Below are 17,978 nucleotides of genomic sequence, written 5' to 3' on the forward strand. Positions count from 1 at the left end.
TTCGGTCGCGCACCCCGCGTCGTACCGAACAGGAGGCATCCCCCGTGGTGGCAGACGAGATCCGAGGCGTGGTGCAGGGCACCGCCCCCGTCCCCCTCTCCGTGCTGGACCTGGTGACCGTGGGAGCGGGCAGTACCGCCACCGATGCCCTGCGCACCAGCGTCGACCTGGCCCGCTTCACGGAGTCCCGCGGCTTCCACCGCTACTGGGTCGCCGAGCACCACTCCATGCCGGGCGTCGCCTCCTCCTCCCCGGCCGTGATCCTCGCCCACCTCGCCGCCCACACGGACCGCATCCGCCTCGGCTCCGGCGGCGTCATGCTGCCCAACCACGCGCCCCTCGTCATCGCCGAGCAGTTCGGCACGCTGGAGGCCCTGGCCCCCGGCCGCGTCGACCTCGGCCTCGGCCGCGCCCCGGGCACCGACGGCGCCACCGCCGCCGCCCTGCGCCGCACCGACACCCTGAACGAGGGCGCCGACGACTTCCCCCAGCAGCTCCTGGAGCTCACCCGCTTCCTGGACGACGACTTCCCCGACGGCCACCCCTACCGCCGCATCCACGCGATCCCCGGGCCGATCCAGGGGAGCAGCCCCGGCGGCGTCCAGTCCCCGCACCGGCCCCCGGTCTGGCTGCTCGGCTCCTCCGGCTTCAGCGCCCGCCTCGCGGCCGCCCTCGGCCTGCCCTTCGCCTTCGCGCACCACTTCTCGGCCCAGAACACCGTCCCTGCGCTGGAGCTGTACCGCGAGTCCTTCCGCCCCTCCGAGGTCCTCGACGAGCCCTACGCCCTCATCGGCGTCTCCGCCCTCGCCACCGACGACGAGCGCGAGGCGCGGCGGCAGACCCGGGCGATGGCGCTCAACATGATCCGCCTGCGCACCGGGCGGCCCGGCCTCTTCCCCGACCCCGACGAGGCCGAGAAGCACGAATTCAGCCCGTACGAGGAGGAGTTCGCGCAGTCCTGGACCACCAACATCGTGCACGGCTCGGCGGAGGAGGTGCGCGCCGGCCTGGACGCCCTGCAGAAGCGCACCGGCGCCGACGAGTTGATGCTCACCTCGCACGCCCACACCGGCAAGCTGCGCCTGCGCTCCTACGAACTGATCGCGGACGCCTACGGGTTGCCGACCGCGTAGGCCTGATCGCCCATCAACTCCGCGATCCGGCCCGGCGAGACCGGCCGCGAGTACAGCCAGCCCTGACCGGTGTCGCACCCGATGCGGCGCAGCCGGGTCGCCTGGGCCGAGGTCTCCACGCACTCCGCGGTGACCGTCAGGCCCAGCCGGTGGGCGAGTTGGATCATCGCCTCCACCACCACCTCGTCGGCCGGGTTGGGCGGCACGGCCCCGTCCTTGTCGCTCTCGTACTGGAAGCCCCGTACGAAGGACCCGTCCAGCTTCAGTACCGACACCGGCAGCCGGCTGAGGTAGGCGAGGTTGGAGTAGCCGGTGCCGAAGTCGTCGATGGCGATGTGGACGCCCATGTCGCTGAGGGCCTGCAGCGCCTGCAGCGGGCGGCCCGCGGAGCCCATCACGGCCGACTCCGTCAGCTCCAGCTGCAGCAGGTCGGGCGCCAGGCCCGTCTCCGCGAGCGTCTGCGCCACGTCCGCCACGAGGTCGGAGTCCCACACCTGGCGGACCGCCACGTTGACGCTGACGAACAGCGGCGGCCGGTCCGGATGGTCCAGCTGCCAGCGGCGCGCCTGACGGCAGGCCGTGCGCAGCGCCCAGCGGCCCAGCGGCACGATCGAGCCGTCCTCCTCGGCCAGTCCGATGAACCGATTCGGCGTCAGGACACCGAACTGCGGGTGGTTCCAGCGGACCAGGGCCTCCACGCCGCGCAGCCGGCCGTCCTCCATCCCCACCAGCGGCTGGTACTCCAGGACGAACTCACCGCGCTCGATGGCGGGTCGGAGTGTGGAGGCGAGGGCCTGGCGGGTCATGCGGTGGGCGTTGCGCTCCGGGTCGAAGAGCGTCCAGCGGGCCTTTCCGTCGGCCTTGGCCCAGTACAGGGTGGTGTCGGCGGCCTGCATCAGGGCGGTCGGGGTGGTGCCGGCCGCGTGCCGTTCGACGACGCCGATGGACGCCGAGACCGACAGCCGGCGGTCCGCGAGGTCGAAGGGCGCCTGGACGGCCTTGAGCACCGACTCGGCGAGCTCGGCCAGTTGCTCGGTGCCCGTCGAGTCCTCGACGAGCAGGGCGAACTCGTCGCCGCCCAGTCTCGCCACCAGCGGCGCGCTCGCTCTGGCGTAACCCGCCTCGTCGGCACAGCGCGTGAGCCGCTCGGCGACGGCGGCCAGCAGCCGGTCGCCGACCCGGTGGCCGAGGGTGTCGTTGATCGCCTTGAAGCCGTCGAGGTCCAGATAGCACAGGCCGATCCGCCCGGTCCCGCCGTCCTCGTACGCCTCCGCCTCCAGCGCGGCCGTCAGGCGCTCGAAGAACAGGGTGCGGTTGGGCAGCCGGGTCACCGGGTCGTGCATCTGCAAGTGCCGCAGACGGGCCTGGAGTTCACGCTGGGCGCTGATGTCGGTGACGGACAGCAGAAGACCGTCGGCCGGGGCGGGCAGCGGGTGCACGGCGACCTGGGCCCAGACCGACCGGCCGTCGGGGTGCTTGAGCCGGCGGGTGCAGCGCAGCCGGGCCTCCCGGCCGCGCAGCACCTCGCGGTAGGCGTGCCAGGTCCGGGCGTCGGAGGCCAGGTCCACCAGGTCGGCCGCGATCCGGCCGACCAAGTTGCCGGGCGGGCTGCCGAGCAGCGCGCCGAAGCCGTCGTTGGCGCTGACGACCAGGCCCTCGCGGTCGACCACCGCCATGGCGAGGGGCGCGTCCGCGAAGACGGACCGATAGAAGTTGTCACTCTCTGTTACGGCGCCCCGGTCGAGGTCTGCCGCGGGCGCCGGCCCTTCGGACGTTCCGCTCACCGCTAGCTCCCGCAGTGCACTCGATCCCTGTCCGTGCCGGAAAGTGTGCCGATCATAGAGGCAGACCCGGGGGCCTTCCACCCGTTGTCCAGTGTCCCGGATCCGACGCCACTTCTGACAGATCGTTTCTGCCCGCAACTGGACGGGTTCTTCGGCCTCGGACCAGTTGTGACGTTCCGTGAGCGATTCGGGGGTGTCGGACCTGAGGGAGCGTCGGCTCACTCACTCGTCTGGGGCAGACAAACAGGGCGTAGTACGACAAATTCACACAGGCTGGGTGCGGTGTCCCGCGAACCGCCCCCGGAGGTGCTTGTGCTGCGTCAGTTTCCCCGCACGCGCTTCAGGGGTCCCCGACTGCGCAGCACCGCCGCGGTGTGCACCACGCTGTCCGCGCTCGCCGCCACCTCGCTGATCACCGGGCCCTCGGTCGCCGAACCCTTCTCGGCCGGACCGTGCGCCCTGCAGCGCACCGGGGCCCACCACTCGGAGGGGGTGGACACCTGGAACGCGGCCTATCCGCGCCCCACCCGCCGGCTGGACGCGGTGCTGGTCTTCCTGTCCTTCCCGGACTCGGTCCCGCGCACCACACCCGCCGAGCTGACCGCCGACCACTTCCCGGCCACCAGCCGCTTCTACGAGCGCGCCTCCTACGGCCGGTTCAGCCTGCGCCCGCATCCCGTGAAGCGGTGGATCCGGATGCCGAAGCCGTCGACGGCGTACGCCATACAGCGCGACTGGTCTCCCGCGCACCGGGCCGCCTACCTGCGCGACGCGCTCGCCGCGGCCGATCCCCGGGTGGACTTCTCCCGCTACGACATCGTGTACTTCGTCGCCGACCCGGACGCGCCCGGCGTGGACTCGGACGCGACGAAGGTCGTCAACCTCGACACCCCGCTGCGGGCCGACGGCCGGGACATCCGGCGGGTCGTCACGGTGTTCGAGAAGCATCCGCCGGACCGGCTGGTTCTCGCCCATGAGACCGGCCACGTCTTCGACCTGCCCGACCTCTACCACCGGCCGGCCGACGGCAAGGGCGACTGGGACACCTACGTCGGCGACTGGGACCTGATGGGCAGCCAGTTCGCGCTCGCCCCGGACCTCCTCGGCTGGCACAAGTGGAAGCTGGGCTGGCTGCGGTCGCGGCAGGTGGTGTGCGTACGGCGGACCACCCGGCTGACCCTGGAGCCGCTGAGCGCCGGGCCCAAGACGCCGGTCACGGGCGCGGCGGGGGCGCCCGCCTTCGGCCTCGGCGACGGCACCAAGCTGGCGCTGGTGCGTACCGGCCCCGACAGCGTGCTCGCCTTCGAGGCGCGCGGCCCGGTCGGCAACGACGTCGGCGCCTGCCGCTCCGGCATCCTCGTCTACCGCGTCAACGGCGACACCGCCTCCGGCGACGGCCCCGTCCAGGTGATCGACGCCCACCCGCACACCGAGGCCTGCTGGGAGAACTCCGTCTACCCACCCCTCGCCGACGCCCCGGTCGCCCTCGGCGAGAGCTTCACCGTTCCGGGCACGGGAGTGAGGGTGGAGGCGGAGGACCGCACGGCTTCGGGGGCTTGGACGGTGAAGATCACGACGGGGTGAGATCTCGGCCGACGGCACCCGAGCCGACGGAAGAGGGGGTGTGGGTGGCGAAGCCCCCACGGCGCGCGGCGCAGCCGCGCAGGAACGACGATGGCGAGGCCGGTTCGCGTTTTCCGCGAACATGCCTCGCCATCGACAACGTGCGCCGCCAGGGACTCGAACCCCGGACCCGCTGATTAAGAGTCAGCTGCTCTAACCAACTGAGCTAGCGGCGCCTGCTGACGTCGTAGACCTTAGCATCCTGATCGGCGGACGACGAAATCGATATCCGCACGGCGGCGCGGGCCGCACGTACGGCCGCCCACAGCACGATCTCCGGGCCCGGCAACCAGGGGCGGCGGGTGTCCGGCGCGACCAGCCAGCGGGAATCGCCCGAGGTCGCGGGGTTGGCGGCGAGCAGGGCCGGGACGGTCACTGCGTCGCCGTTGCCGTGGCAGAGCAGGGGCGGGATCGCGCCCGTACGGCTGGACTCCTCCCACTCCAGCAGCGACGGCAGCCGCTGGGCCGTACCGGGCGCGGCGAACAGCAGCATCCGGCCGCGGAAGGTGGCCACCGGCCCCGATCCGGGCCCCTCGTCCCACAGCCGGTCCACCATGCGGCGCCCGAAGACCGCGGGCGCGCTGACGACGTCAAAGACGGAACCGCAGGGCAGTACGACCGGCGCCTCGGGGCGCTCCTTCCAGAGGGCGAGCGTGCTACGCGGATACGTTCCTGCCGAGGCGAGCCACGCTGCACCGTCCGGGGTGGTGAGGTTGCTGTTCATGGCAACTACATCTACCGGCTGTGAACGTCCCGATCCCGAGGGTTGCCGAAATTCGGGACACGGGGAGGTGGGCCGGGGTATCTTGCCCGCCTGGCATATGCCAAACCGAAGTGCGCCGTGTTCAGATCAGACCGGATCCGCCGACCCGCGCCCCTCGGCGCCACGCATCAGGTCCCGCCCGAACTCGACCATCTTCTTGGCGTAGTCCTCGGTCCACTCGGCCCGCTCCGCGATGTCCGCCGTCGTCAGCCGGTCGAACCGCCGCGGATCCGCGAGCTGCGCGGCCGCCATCGCCTGGAACTCCACCGCCCGGTCCGCCGCCGCGCGGAACGCCTGCGTCAGCTCGGTCGCGCGGCTCAGCAGCGCCTTCGGGTCGTCGATCGACTCCAGGTCGAAGAAGTGCTCCGGATCCGCGGCCGCCTCCGCGGGCTCGAAGAGCAGGGGCGCGGGGCGCAGCCGCGGTTCGTTCCGACGCGGCGTCTGCTCCGCCATGTCTTCTCCTCCTCGTAGGTCACGCTCGTCCGTCACGGCCGGCCTCCGACCGTGCCTGGGCCACCGTCCATTGTCCCGCGGGTATGCAAGAGGGCCGCCGCCTGCGCCTCCGGCGATATCAAGCCGCCCGGCCCGCCCGATGTTCCCCACCCGACCGGCCCTGTGTCGGCGAGGCCATCACGGCGACCAGCTCACCCGGTGTTCCTGCAGCGGGGCCAGCACCGCGTGGTTCGCCTCCCAGCCGTCCGGGGCTGCGACTGTCGGCCGCCTGCGGCGGCGTGCCGGACTCCGTCCGGCAGGCCGGGTGTGCGCCCGGCGTCGGCGAGGTGGTCACGGCGACCAGCTCACCCGGTGTTCCTGCAGCCGGGCCAGCACCGTGTGGTTCGCCTCCCAGCCGTCCGGGGCTGCGACTGTCGGCCGCCTGCGGCGGCGTGCCGGACTCCGTCCGGCGGGCGGGGTGTGCGCCCGGCGTCGGCGAGGTGGTCACGGCGACCAGCTCACCCGGTGTTCCTGCAGCCGGGCCAGCACCGCGTGGTTCGCCTCCCAGCCGTCCGGGGCTGCGACTGTCGGCCGCCTGCGGCGGCGTGCCGGACTCCGTGCGGCGGGCGGGGTGGGCGCCCGGCGTCGGCGAGGCCATCACGGCGACCAGCTCACCCGGTGTTCCTGCAGCCGGGCCAGCACCGCGTGGTTCGCCTCCCAGCCGTCAGGGAACTTCACCAGCGTTCCGAGCTGGACGGGTTCCGTGGACGGGTAGGCGTCCAGCAGCTCGCTCACTCCTGCCCGGCAGACCACGATGCACGCGTGCCGGTGGCGGGAGGCCAGCACGCACAGGCGGCCCGTCTCCAGGTGGAACGCGGTGGCGTCGGGGCGGCCGGACAGGGGGTGCAGGACGACCGTGACGTCGTACTCGCGGCCCTGGAGACGGTTCGCCGTGTCGACGGTGACGTCCGTGACGCCGAGTTCCGCCAGCGCCGCCCGCACCGCCGCCGCCTGGTCGCGGTGGGCCGTGCCGACGGCGACGCGGTCGGCCGTCAGGGGCGTCGGCTCCGGCGAGCGTTCCGACGTGGCCGCGCCGCCCCGGTCCAGCAGGCGTCGTACGACGGTCGCCACCGCCCGCACCGCCTCCGGATCGGTGCGCGGGGTGTGCCGGGCCGGGAGTTCCAGCAGACCCCAGCCGGACACCGCCGCCTCGTCGATCACCCGGTCGGGGCCGGAACCGTCCGAGGGGACGGCGAAGGCCAGGGCCCGGTCCTGGTGGCCGGTGCCGCTGCGGAACGGCGTGTACGGGTAGAAGGCGTCGGAGACCAGCGGCGCGGCCGACGCGGGCAGCCGCCAGGAGACCGGCAGACGGTGCTGCGGCAGCTCCGGGTTGTGCGCGAGCAGGGTGGTGACCGCCGAGGCCGAGGGGTCGTACGACAGTCCCGCCCACTGCTCGCCGCCCACGATGGAGAACGGGTCCAGCTGCCCCGGGTCGCCGACGAACAGCGCCCGCTCGAACAGCCCGGCCACGGCCAGCAGCGAGTCGGAGCGCATCTGGTACGCCTCGTCGACGATGGCGTGCTCCCACGGCTCGTCGCTCTTCACGTGCGCCCACTTGGCGGCCGTGGAGATGACCACCGGAAGGCCGGTCAGATCCCCCGCCTTCGCCGACTTGCGGACGTTCGGCAGATCGTCGAGCGCCTTGTCGTAAGCGTCGGCGTCACTGCTGTGCAGCCGTCCCACGGGCAGCTCGGGACTCTTCTCCGCGAGACGTACGACCAGGTCGTCGACCTGTGCGTTCGTCTGGGCGACGATCATCAACGGGCGCCCCGCGTCGGCCAGTTCGAGCGCCGCGCGCACCACCAGGGTGGACTTCCCGGCGCCGGGCGGCGAGTCGACCACCACGCCCCGGGCGGTGCCGTGCAGGGTGTCGCGCAGGATCGCGTCGGTGGCCTCGGCCGCCGCGGCACCGGGGTCGAAGACGGTGGTCACAGGACGTCCTCCGCGGTCAACGGGTCGGCCGCCTCGGTGGCGGCCTCACCGGGCGGCCCGCCGTGCGTCCACGGCGTCTGCTCCGGGTCGGGCAGCTTCGGGCCGCCGCGCTGCTCGTGCTCGAACAGGGTGAGGCAGAGCCGGTCGCCCTTCTCCGGCACGGACCCGGCCTCCGGCTCCTTGCCGCGGCCCATCCTGTCGAGGATCCGCAGCACGACCAGGGCGCCCCCGCCGGGGGAGTCCTCCAGCCCCACGAACTCCGCCGTCTGCGGCTTGCCGCCCAGCGAGCGGTACACCTTGGCGCGCTCGCCCAGATGCGGCCGGTCGTCCGTGCGGACCGTCACCAGCGGGCGGGGGCTCGGCCGCTTGCTCTCGCTGTACGCCATCACGACCTCGGTGACCTCGCCCACGAAGGCCTCCCCGGACAGCCGCCGCCCGGCCATCACCAGCGGGTCGTCGAGGGCTTCCTGGGCCTCCAGCCGGGCCTGCTCGCGCTCGCGCGAGGCCAGCTTGTTCGCGGCCGTGACCGCGTCGTCGCGGCGCGGCTGCGGAGGCTCGCCCGCGGCGATCCGGTCGCGGTGCGCGGTGAACGACCAGCGGTCGCGCGTCCACCGCTCCTCGACGTGCGCGCCGACGGGCAGCGCCCGCAGCAGGTCGAGGCCCTGCCAGACCTTCTCCCAGGTGGGCAGGGTGCGGCTGAGCACCAGGTCGCGGATGCCGCGCTCGGCGGCCGTCAGCTCACCGAGCCGGTCGTCCGCCTCCAGGCCGTCCTCGGCGGCGGCGAGCGCGGTACGCGCGCGGTCGTAGCGCTCGATGGCCGGGGCGAGCAGCTTGTTGTCGAACGCCGGGTCGGTGGCCGGCCCCGCGGGCGGGCACAGCAGCTGGCCCTTGGCGTCCCGGGCGAGCTCGGCGTGGAGCGCCGCTTGCGCGCCCGTCGTGCCGTCCGGCGGGTCGATCCAGGCCAGCAGGGCGCCCAGGTGCTGGTCCTCCAGGGTGGACTGGCCGGTCGCCCAGTGCCGGGACAGCACGTCGGTCATGGCGAGCAGCAGGGAGGAGCCGGGCACCCGCGCCCGCTCCCCGAAGTGGGTCAGCCAGCGGCCGAGCAGCGGCACGCGCGGCGGCGCGGGATACGGCGTCTCCGGGTCCTGCTCGGCCGTACGCCGGAAGCGCATGGAGCGGCCCAGGAGCCGCAGGAATTCGATGCCGGGGCGGCTGGGGACGATCAACTGTGGGGCGTCGGCGCACAGTTCGACCTCGACCTTGACCCGCTTGCCGGTCTCCGGGTCGGTCTCGTTGCGCTCGGCGGCCTCCACCTGCCCGGCGTACCCGTCGATGTACGGCAGGACGACATCGGCCAGCTCGGCCAGGAACGCGAACCTCAGGTCGCGGTCGCGCGGCTGCGGTACGACGAGCAGGCGCGGCGCGTCCCGGTCGGTGCCGACCAGCGCGCCGAGCGGGGCGCCGGCCTCACCGGCGGTGGTGAGCGGCACCAGCACCAGGGGCCGTTCGGCGAGATGCCGGTGCCGCACGGTGGCGGCGGCCTGGGCGCGGCCGGTGCTGACGGCCTCCAGACGGGCGAGGGTGGAGATCAGCGACACGGGGCGGCCTCCCGCTCCAGGGCCTCGGCCCGCAGCCGGGCGGCTCTGCGCAGCGCCGCCACCGCGGGGTCCTCGGGGTCGCCGGTCTCGCCGCGGGCCGCCGCCAGGACGTCCTCGACCGTGGTCAGGCCGCCCAGCTCGGCGCGGACCGAGCGGCCCAGGGCGGTCACCGCGCCGGCCTCGCGGGAGCGGGTGCGGCAGTGGAAGGCCAGTTCGCAGGCGGACAGGCACTCGGGGGCGTATGTGGCCGGGACCGACTCGACGGCCGACGTCAGCTCGGCGGCGGGCAGTTCGGGGGAGAAGCAGGTGCCCTCCGGAAGCGCGTCGGCGATGTCCTGGACGCGGGTGAGGCGGGCCAGCTGGCGGCCGGTGACGGCACGCTGCTTGCGGACGTCGACGGCTGAGGCGGTGGGGAGGTTGGAGAAGTCCTTGGGGCAGACGAGGAGAACCCGGTGCCGTACGACCGGAGCGGGGTCGAGCCGTGCGGCGACCTCCTCCAGCGCCAGCACGTACACCGCCGCCTGCCGGGCCGCGGCGCCGACCTTCGACGGGTCCGCCGAACCGTCCAGCATCGGGAAGGACTTGATCTCCACGACCGTCCAGCTGCCGTCGGGGTGGACCACCACGGCGTCCGGCTCCAGGAAGGCGGGGGAGCCGGCCACGTCCAGGGCGAGCATCGGGTGGTCGAGCAGCGTCCAGGTGCCGGCCGCCGCGGTCGCCTCGCGCAGGGCGAGCGCGGTGCGCGCCGCCCGTCCCTCGGGACCCGCCGCGGACAGGTCGGGCACCTGTGCGCCGGCGGGCGGCTCGGCGCCCCGGTCCAGCTTCTCGTGCACCAGCCGCAGCAACTCCGCGCCGCCGTCCGCCTTGACCTTCGCCTCGAAGGCGTTGCCCCGGGTGAGGGCGAACTGCGACTGTCCGAAGGCCGACGGCGAGCCCAGCGCGCTCGCCAGCGCCCCCTTGTTCACCCCGGCGCCGTCCAGGATGGCGCGGCGGCTGCAGCCCGGGTTGGCGGCGAGGGCGGCCAGGGCACGTGCGTCCAGCGCCTTGGCCGGGACGTCGGGGCCGCGCAGCTCAGCGAGCCGCTGCCGCAGCGCCTTCCCCTGCGTCCGTGGGGGAGGCACCCGGCTCGCCTCTCGGTCCGGACCCGGCGAGGGACTCGTGCTGCCGTGGAAATCGCTCACCCGCGGAAGTCTGGCATCCGCCACTGACAATCGAGGAACCTGAGGCACCGGAGCGCTTCGAGCCGAAGGAGAACAGCGCCCACACCCGGTCCGCGCCGGCCATGACGTACGGCGTCAGGAACAGTCCGAGGCCCATCACGGCCGCGCCCGCCACCGCGTCCAGGAAGTAGTGGTTCGCGGTGCCCATGACCACGATCGTGGTCAGCAGCGGATAGGCCACGGCGGCGACCTTCGTCGTACGCGTCCTGCCGTACCGCCAGAGCATGACCCCGCACCACAGGGCCCAGCCCACATGCAGGCTCGGCATGGCCGCGTACTGGTTCGTCATTCCCCCGAGACCCTTCGGGGCGCTGGCCGCGCCTCCCCACCAGCCGTACGAGCTGTACTGGGCCATCGTGTCCACGAAGCCGTGGCCGGCCGACAGCAGGCGGGGCGGGCAGGTCGGCAGCAGGGTGAAGCCGATCAGGCCCATGAAGGTGGACGTCATCAGCCAGGTGCGGGCCGCCCGGTAGTGCGCTGCCCGCGCGCGGAACAGCCATATCAGGACCGCCGGCGTGACCACGTAGTGCAGCGAGGCGTACCAGAAGTCGGCCGGGACGCCGAGCCAAGCCTCGCGCGTGAACAGCCGGTTGAGCGGGTGCTCGGCGTTGAGGTGCAGGAACTTCTCGACGCGCAGGATCGCCAGGCCGTGGTCGACCGCCCCGGCCGTGTCCCCGCGCACGACCAGCCGGCCGGCCGAGTAGCAGGCGTACACCAGGACGATCAGGGGAAGCTCGGTCCACCAGCGCAGGCGAGTGCGCGGGGCTGCTTCCTCGATGCCCGGTGTCGTCTCGGTCTTCGGCATCCGATCGCCTCCCCCTTCATCCTCGCGCGGCACCTGGTGATCGGGTCGTGCCACTTTACGGTGTACGCGCGCCACCCCGTGGGGCGCCCCCGGCCCTCAAAGACGCAGAGATCGACCGCCGGGTTGCCCCCGCACAGGGTGCGGGATGATGGAACGGTTCCGCCTGCGATTTCTTTTCCGGAAGGGTTTCCTCCTCATGGCACCGCGCATCCTGCTGGCCCGGCACGGACAGACCGAGTGGTCGCTGTCCGGAAAGCACACCGGCAGGACCGACGTGCCACTCCTGGAGGAGGGCCGACGCGGCGCGAAGCTGCTCGGCGAGCGACTGCACCGGGCGCCGTTCGAGGGCCTGCCCGGGGTGGAGGTGCGCACCAGCCCGCTGGCACGCGCGCGTGAGACGTGCGACCTCGCCGGGTTCGGCGAGCGGGCGGCCGTCTGGGACGCGCTGATGGAGTGGGACTACGGCGCGTACGAGGGCATGACGCCGGACGAGATCCAGGCGGTGCGGCCCGGCTGGCTGATCTGGCGGGACGGGGTGCCGCAGGGGGAGTCGCTGTCCGAGGTGACCGCCCGGGCCGACGAGGTCGTGGCCTGGGCGCGCTCGGCCGACCGGGACGTGCTGGTGTTCGCGCACGGGCACATCCTGCGGTCGATCGGGGCGCGCTGGCTGGGGCTGCCGGTCGATTTCGCGGCGCGCATCAGGCTGAACCCGACGTCGCTGTCGGTGCTGGGATGGGCGTACGGAGAGCCGGCGATCGAGAGCTGGAACGACTCGGGGCACCTGGCCTAGGCCCTGTCGGCCCGGCCCCCGGCGCACCGGTGTGCTCACGCCGTGCGCGGCACCGACGCGTGGCGTTCGAGGAACCCCGAGACGCCGGCGGCCCGCCGGTGCGGCAGCAGGACCCGCGCCGTCCCCGCCAGCATCGTCTGGACCCGTGAGGACTGCACCTGGTCCAGCAGGTCCAGCACCCGCATCCCCGCGTCCGCCGCCTCGTCCGGCCGGCCGCCCCGCGCGAGGTCGTCCGCCAGTTCCGCCGTGTACAGGGCGATGTTGCGGGTGAAGTGCGGGTCCTGCAGTTGCGCGGCACGACGCGCGTGGCGGGCGGCGCGCGGCCAGTCGCCGAGCGTGGACCAGCACTGCGCCTCCAGGCCCTCCAGTTCGGCCTCCCCGTAGAAGCTCATCCACTCGGGGTCGGCGTCCGAGGGGCCCCGCTCGAAGAGGACCTGCGCGCGGGCGAGCGCCTGTTCGCAGCCGGTGCGGTCGGCGAGCCCCGCCCAGCCGCCCGCCTCGCGCAGCGCGAGCAGCGACATCAGGCGGGCGGATCCCACACTGCGGCCGACGCGTTGCGCGGCCTGCGCCGCACGTACCGCCTCGCGCGGCCGGCCCGCGTCGCGCGCGAGGAAGGCGGTGTTGCAGAAGGCGTGCGCCTCCAGGCCGTCGTCGCCGGTCATCCGGGCGGTCGCGAGGGCTTCCGCGTAGTGCGAGCGGGCGTCGTCGAAGCGCCCCGAGTCGTGCGCCAGCCAGCCCACCGAGATGGCGAGTTCACCGGCGCCGGAGTGCAGCCGGTCGGCGGTCGCCTGCCGGGTCGCGCCGGCGTCCAGCAGCGCGTAGGCGGCGCGCAGTGGAAGCGACGCACGCCGGTAGAGGCCGTCCGCGCCGTGCCGGTCGTCCAGCAGCCGGATTCTGCGGACCGCCTCCTCCAGCGCGTGCGCGTGGCTCGTCCCGGCGCGGCGGACGGGCCGTCCGGCCGCCGCGGCGTCGAAGGCCGGGCCGATGGGTCCCAGCGAGGCCGCGGCCACGGTGGCGCCGCCGGTCATGAATGCGCGACGCAGCACGTCGCTCTCCTCGAAGTCGTCGTACGTCTCGTGGTTCGGTGTGTCATACGGCTCCTGCGCCCCGGGAGTCTCACCGGTCGCACCCGCCCGGCTCGCCGGGGGAGCGAGGGCCGCGTCCTCGTCCGCGTGCGCCCGGCGTCCGCGTACGGACGACCGGGGCGCGAAGCCCAGGTCGGTGAGCGTGCGGCCGGGGAACATGTGCAGGAACACCCGCTCGTACGCGTAGTTGGGGCAGCGGATCTCGCCCGCCTCCACCCGGCCCACGTAGCGCGCGTCGCAGCTGACCCGCTCCCCGATCTCCCGGGCGGCCCGCCGCACCGCCGCGGCGAACTCGGCCGGTGAGCGCCGGCCGCGCAGCCGGCGGAAGGCGAGGTTGGGCCGTGTCGGGCGGGCGGGCATGGGCTGGGACGAAGTCACCTTTGACGACGCCATGGCCGGGTCCTCTCGTGCGAACCGTCGAACCATGCCGGGTTTGGGGCGGGTTGAACTGTGAAACCCGTTTCCGGCGGGCAAGAACGTACCCGCTGTGCCGGACCCGCCACGCAGGGTTTGGCTACAAACCGGATATCTCATCCTCGATCTGCCATGAACTGCCATCCTTTGTGGCGCACTTCCGCCGTAGCCGTTGACGCGCCGCTGCGTTGAACACGGTGGACCGGGAGCCACCCGACTCCCGACCCGCTTCGTTCAAGGAGGGGTTCCGTGGTGGAGGCCGGGATGCAGACGACGCCATCGACGACGGCGGGGTACGCCCCGACGCCGGACGGCGGTCCGCCCCTCCCCGACGGCCCGTGCGACCTCGTCACCGTGCCGGCCCGGCAGGGGCTGGAGGCCGTCGACATCCTGCGCCGGGGGGCCGGCGACGCCGTCGGTCCCGTCCTGCACGACGACGGCTGCGACACCCTCGGCTTCCTGGTCCCGCCCGGCACCGCCGCCGCCTGGGACGTGCCGGGCAGTACCTGCACGGAGACCGACGGACGGGGGATGAGCCTGAACCCCGAGCCGCTCGTCGAGGGGTCCGACTGGCTGCTGCCGCCCGGCGAGGTCGACCTCGCGACCGATCCGGCGGTGCTGCGGGCGGCGCTCGGCGAGGCGGCCCGGCTGATCGAGGCCGCCGACAACTGCCGGTGAGCCCGGTCCGGGCGGGCGGGGCGGCCCCGGGGTGCCGATAATGGCGCAATGGGAAAGTCCAGGAGTCCGCGGCGCGGCGGTGCCGCCGCCGAAGCCGTCGTCGAGGCCGTCGACGGGGGACTCGCCGAGCTCATACCCGACCGGGACCGGGCGCGCGCCTGGACGCTGCTGATCGACGGGGCGCCGCAGTCGCACGTCGATCTCGACGACCCCTCCCACCTCTCCTTCGAGTACCAGCGCCGGCTCGGCCACGTCATCGACCTCGCCGCACCGGCCGGAAAGCCCGTGCACGCCGTGCACCTGGGCGGGGGCGCTCTGACCCTCGCCCGGTACGTCGCCGCCAGTCGCCCCCGCTCCACCCAGCAGGTCGTCGAGCGCGACGCGGCCCTCGTCCAACTCGTGCGCAAACGGCTGCCGCTGGACCAGAACGCCCGCGTCAGGGTGCGTTCCACGGATGCCCGCGAAGGTCTCGCCAAGGTCCTGGACGGCTGGGCCGACCTCGTCATCGCGGACGTGTTCAGCGGCGCCCGCACGCCCGCCCACCTGACCTCCACGGAGTTCCTGGACGACGTACGCCGGGCGCTGAGGCCGGGCGGGACCTACGCCGCCAACCTCGCCGACGGCCCCCCGCTCGCGCATCTGCGCGGCCAGATCGCCACGGCCGCCGCCCGCTTCCCCGAACTCGCCCTGATCGCCGACCCGGCCGTGCTGCGCGGCAAGCGCTTCGGCAACGCCGTCCTCGTCGCCTCCGACGCCCCGCTGCCGATCGCCGAACTCACCCGCCGCGCCGCCTCCGACCCGCATCCGGCCCGCGTCGAACACGGGCGCGCCCTGCTGGACTTCACCGGCGGCGCGCTCCCCGTCACGGACGCCGAGGCGACCGCCTCACCCGCGCCGCCGCCCTCGGTCTTCCGCTAGCGCCTAGTAGTTGCCCACGTCCACGTGCGGCGGTCCGTCGTGCCAGGCGCAGATCACCGACACCTTGTCCGGGCCCGAGGTGAACTCCACCCGGATCCAGGTGTCCGTCTTCCACGTCTGCATCGACCAGCCGGTGGCCGGGGCCGCCATCACGAGCGTCGCCGAACTCGCGCCGAGGTCGAAGACCACCCGCCCGCCGTCGGTGTCATAGCTCTTGACCTGCCCGGAGGCGGTACGGGACGCGGTGGGGGACGGGGTCTTCGAGGGCGTCGGCACCGAGCGCGGGGACGGCTTCGCCGACGGGCTGCGCGACGGCGTCGGGGAGGGGCGACTCGTCGACGACGCCAGCGGCTTCGCCTCCTGCGTGGTGGCGTCGGCCGCCGTGATGGGCAGGGCGCGCGGCGGGTCGTAGGCCGTGCCCGCCATCACCGTGTGGACGCCCCACCACGACAGCGTGACCGCCGCGCCCGTGGCGAGCGACCAAGCCAGTACGTGTACGAGTCCTCTGCGCATCGCCGTCATACTGCCTCACGTGTCCCACGTGCCGCACATGCTCGGAGTTATCCACAGGCTCCGGTGCGGCCCGCCCGCATGGCGTACGGTGCCGCGCATGGCAAGTGTGCTCGTGGTCGAGGACGACCAGTTCGTACGTTCGGCGCTGATCCGGCACCTGACCGATGCCGCGCACACCGTGCGCAGTGTCGGCACGGCGCTGGAGGCGCTGCGCGAGGTCGCCCATTTCCGTTTCGACGTGGTCGTACTGGACCTCGGTCTGCCCGATCTCGACGGCTCAGAGGCGCTGAAGATGCTGCGCGGGATCACGGACGTGCCCGTGATCATCGCCACCGCGCGGGACGACGAGACGGAGATCGTCCGGCTGCTGAACGCGGGCGCGGACGACTACCTGACCAAGCCGTTCTCGGTGGAGCACCTCTCGGCGAGGATGGCGGCGGTGCTACGGCGCTCCCGCACCGCCGCCGGCGACGCACCGCCGTCCAGCGTCCTGCGCGTCGGCGGCCTGACCGTCGACCCGCTGCGCCGCCAGGCCGAGCTGGACGGCGTCCGGCTCGACCTCACCCGCCGCGAGTTCGACCTGCTCGCCTTCCTGGCCGGCCGCCCCGGAGTCGTCGTGGCCCGCAAGGAACTCCTCGCCGAGGTGTGGCAGCAGTCCTACGGCGACGACCAGACCATCGACGTCCATCTCTCCTGGCTGCGGCGGAAGCTGGGCGAGACGGCGGCGCGACCGCGCTATCTGCACACGCTGCGGGGCGTCGGCGTGAAGCTGGAGCCGCCGGGCGGGGAGGTGCCCCGATGAGATGGGCGCTGGTCAAGGTCTGTCTGGCGGTGACCGCGATGGTCGTGGTCGCCTTCGCCGTGCCGCTCGGGCTCGTCATCAAGGAGATGGCCCGGGACCGGGCGTTCTCCAACGCCGAGCGGCAGGCGGCCGCCGTCGCCCCGGCGCTGTCCATCACCACCGAGCGCGACCAGCTGGAGAAGGTCGTCGCCTCCGCGGGCTCCGACGCCGGCGTGGCCGTGCACATACCGTCGGCCGACGGCAGGGCCGCCGTCGACATCGGGCGCAGACGCGCCGCCGGCAAGGACATCGCCACCGTGCGGAAGCTGGGCCGCGCCTCCACCACCGAGGTCCCCGGCGGCTTCACCCTGCTCTCGCCGGTGGCGGTCAGCTCCGGCGCCATCGCGGTCGTCGAGGTGTTCGTGCCCGAGTCCGAGGTCAGCAACGGCGTCGGCACGGCCTGGGCGGTGCTCGCCGGAGTCGGCGTCGCGCTGATCGTCGGTTCCGTCGCGGTCGCCGACCGGCTGGGGGTGCGGATGGTGCAGCCCGCCCAGCGGCTGGTCGAGGGCGCGCACGAGCTGGGGGAGGGCAAGCTGGGGGCGCGGGTGCCGGAGGAGGGGCCCACCGAACTGCGGCTGGCTGCGGTCGCGTTCAACTCCATGGCCGACCAGGTCGTACAACTCCTCGCCAATGAGCGTGAGTTGGCCGCGGATCTGTCGCACCGGCTGCGCACCCCGCTGACCGTGCTGCGGCTCAACGCGGCCTCGCTCGGCGAAGGGCCCGCCGCGGACCAGACCAGGGCCGCCGTCGCCCAGCTGGAGCGCGAGGTCGACACGATCATCCGCACCGCCCGGGAGGCCAAGCCGCAGACCGCCGCGGCCGGGCCGGGCGCCGGGTGCGACGCGGCCGAGGTGGTGCGCGAGCGGATGGCGTTCTGGTCGGCGCTGGCCGAGGACGAGGGCCGCAAGTGGCGGGTGGCCGGCGCCGACCGGCCGGTGCGGATACCCGTGGCCCGGGCGGACCTCGCGGCCGCGCTGGACGCCCTGCTCGGCAACGTCTTCCGGCACACCGCCGAGGGCACGGCCTTCGCGGTCGACCTGCACAACGGCGAGGACGCGGTGATCGTGCTCGTCTCCGACGCGGGCCCGGGCATCCTCGACCCCGAGGCGGCCATGGCACGCGGGCGCGGATCGGGCAGCGACGGCTCCACCGGCCTCGGACTGGACATCGTGCGGCGGCTCGCGGAATCGACCGGCGGTGACGTGCGGATCGGATCGTCCGTGCTCGGCGGGACCGAGGTGCGGATCTGGATCCAGCTGGACGGTCGGGCGCGGACACCGGGCGGACGCGGACACCGGTCGGTGCGCCGACGCAGACGGGCCGTCGCCAGATGATCCGCAACGGAACGGGAACAAGACCGGCGGCCGGAACGGGAGCGGTGACCGGAAC

At 73.7% G+C, this 17,978-nt stretch carries 16 protein-coding genes and 1 tRNA gene; 7 read left to right on the forward strand and 10 right to left on the reverse strand.

The genetic code is table 11. The annotated features are described in order from the left end of the window. Positions 1–44: 44 nt before the first annotated feature. Positions 45–1,133 carry an LLM class flavin-dependent oxidoreductase gene (locus tag ACIGDI_RS00890; protein ID WP_399888610.1) on the forward strand — a complete coding sequence of 363 codons (1,089 nt, stop codon included), beginning with the start codon at positions 45–47 and terminating at the stop codon, positions 1,131–1,133. On the opposite strand, the gene ACIGDI_RS00895 is transcribed toward ACIGDI_RS00890, so the two are convergent. Continuing rightward, a complete protein-coding gene (locus tag ACIGDI_RS00895; RefSeq protein WP_399888613.1) occupies positions 1,112–2,917 on the reverse strand; it encodes a putative bifunctional diguanylate cyclase/phosphodiesterase in 1,806 nt (601 codons plus the stop codon). The two genes, ACIGDI_RS00890 and ACIGDI_RS00895, sit on opposite strands and share 22 nt — an antisense overlap. Before the next feature lie 282 nt (positions 2,918–3,199). On the opposite strand from ACIGDI_RS00895, the gene ACIGDI_RS00900 reads away from it, so the two are divergent. Further along, a complete protein-coding gene (locus ACIGDI_RS00900; protein ID WP_399888615.1) occupies positions 3,200–4,501 on the forward strand; it encodes a M6 family metalloprotease domain-containing protein in 1,302 nt (433 codons plus the stop codon). A gap of 141 nt (positions 4,502–4,642) precedes the next feature. On the opposite strand, the gene ACIGDI_RS00905 is transcribed toward ACIGDI_RS00900, so the two are convergent. The 7 genes from ACIGDI_RS00905 to ACIGDI_RS00935 form a co-directional block, all read right to left on the reverse strand. Continuing rightward, positions 4,643–4,716 (reverse strand) — tRNA-Lys (locus tag ACIGDI_RS00905). Next, on the reverse strand, positions 4,707–5,264 hold the full coding sequence (locus ACIGDI_RS00910; RefSeq protein ID WP_399888617.1) for a bifunctional DNA primase/polymerase: 558 nt from the start codon (positions 5,262–5,264) through the stop codon (positions 4,707–4,709). Before ACIGDI_RS00910 ends, ACIGDI_RS00905 begins: the two co-directional genes overlap by 10 nt. A gap of 126 nt (positions 5,265–5,390) precedes the next feature. Beyond that, on the reverse strand, positions 5,391–5,756 hold the full coding sequence (locus ACIGDI_RS00915) for a hypothetical protein (protein ID WP_200703163.1): 366 nt from the start codon (positions 5,754–5,756) through the stop codon (positions 5,391–5,393). 636 nt (positions 5,757–6,392) lie between these two features. Next, a complete protein-coding gene (locus ACIGDI_RS00920; protein WP_399888620.1) occupies positions 6,393–7,727 on the reverse strand; it encodes an AAA domain-containing protein in 1,335 nt (444 codons plus the stop codon). Then, positions 7,724–9,325 carry a hypothetical protein gene (locus tag ACIGDI_RS00925; RefSeq protein ID WP_399888623.1) on the reverse strand — a complete coding sequence of 534 codons (1,602 nt, stop codon included), beginning with the start codon at positions 9,323–9,325 and terminating at the stop codon, positions 7,724–7,726. Before ACIGDI_RS00925 ends, ACIGDI_RS00920 begins: the two co-directional genes overlap by 4 nt. Continuing rightward, the gene (locus ACIGDI_RS00930) at positions 9,316–10,446 is read right to left on the reverse strand and encodes a hypothetical protein (protein WP_399888625.1); all 1,131 of its coding nucleotides are present in this window, start codon (positions 10,444–10,446) and stop codon (positions 9,316–9,318) included. Before ACIGDI_RS00930 ends, ACIGDI_RS00925 begins: the two co-directional genes overlap by 10 nt. Continuing rightward, the gene (locus tag ACIGDI_RS00935; RefSeq protein WP_200703159.1) at positions 10,397–11,350 is read right to left on the reverse strand and encodes a phosphatase PAP2 family protein; all 954 of its coding nucleotides are present in this window, start codon (positions 11,348–11,350) and stop codon (positions 10,397–10,399) included. Before ACIGDI_RS00935 ends, ACIGDI_RS00930 begins: the two co-directional genes overlap by 50 nt. Before the next feature lie 196 nt (positions 11,351–11,546). Here ACIGDI_RS00935 and ACIGDI_RS00940 point away from each other — a divergent pair, with 196 nt between their 5' ends. After that, complete coding sequence (locus ACIGDI_RS00940; protein ID WP_272174146.1) at positions 11,547–12,140, forward strand: histidine phosphatase family protein; 594 nt, start codon at positions 11,547–11,549, stop codon at positions 12,138–12,140. A 35-nt stretch (positions 12,141–12,175) separates the two neighbouring features. On the opposite strand, the gene ACIGDI_RS00945 is transcribed toward ACIGDI_RS00940, so the two are convergent. Continuing rightward, on the reverse strand, positions 12,176–13,618 hold the full coding sequence (locus ACIGDI_RS00945) for a hypothetical protein (RefSeq protein ID WP_399888630.1): 1,443 nt from the start codon (positions 13,616–13,618) through the stop codon (positions 12,176–12,178). Positions 13,619–13,888: 270 nt separating this feature from the next. Here ACIGDI_RS00945 and ACIGDI_RS00950 point away from each other — a divergent pair, with 270 nt between their 5' ends. Next, a complete protein-coding gene (locus ACIGDI_RS00950; protein WP_399888633.1) occupies positions 13,889–14,317 on the forward strand; it encodes a hypothetical protein in 429 nt (142 codons plus the stop codon). 48 nt (positions 14,318–14,365) lie between these two features. Next, positions 14,366–15,235: a spermidine synthase gene (locus tag ACIGDI_RS00955; protein ID WP_399888636.1), complete on the forward strand. Its 870-nt coding sequence runs from the start codon at positions 14,366–14,368 to the stop codon at positions 15,233–15,235. Between the two features lie 3 nt (positions 15,236–15,238). On the opposite strand, the gene ACIGDI_RS00960 is transcribed toward ACIGDI_RS00955, so the two are convergent. Continuing rightward, the gene (locus ACIGDI_RS00960; protein ID WP_399888639.1) at positions 15,239–15,748 is read right to left on the reverse strand and encodes a hypothetical protein; all 510 of its coding nucleotides are present in this window, start codon (positions 15,746–15,748) and stop codon (positions 15,239–15,241) included. Positions 15,749–15,845: 97 nt separating this feature from the next. On the opposite strand from ACIGDI_RS00960, the gene ACIGDI_RS00965 reads away from it, so the two are divergent. Both ACIGDI_RS00965 and ACIGDI_RS00970 read left to right on the forward strand, forming a co-directional pair. Beyond that, complete coding sequence (locus ACIGDI_RS00965; RefSeq protein WP_200703154.1) at positions 15,846–16,550, forward strand: response regulator transcription factor; 705 nt, start codon at positions 15,846–15,848, stop codon at positions 16,548–16,550. Next, positions 16,547–17,923, forward strand: a complete 1,377-nt coding sequence (locus tag ACIGDI_RS00970; protein WP_390625716.1) for a sensor histidine kinase — start codon at positions 16,547–16,549, stop codon at positions 17,921–17,923. Before ACIGDI_RS00965 ends, ACIGDI_RS00970 begins: the two co-directional genes overlap by 4 nt. The last annotated feature ends 55 nt before the right edge of the window (positions 17,924–17,978 follow it).

It is taken from the genome of Streptomyces sp. NPDC085900 (genome assembly GCF_044540925.1).
GTDB classification, from domain to species: domain Bacteria; phylum Actinomycetota; class Actinomycetes; order Streptomycetales; family Streptomycetaceae; genus Streptomyces; species Streptomyces gilvifuscus.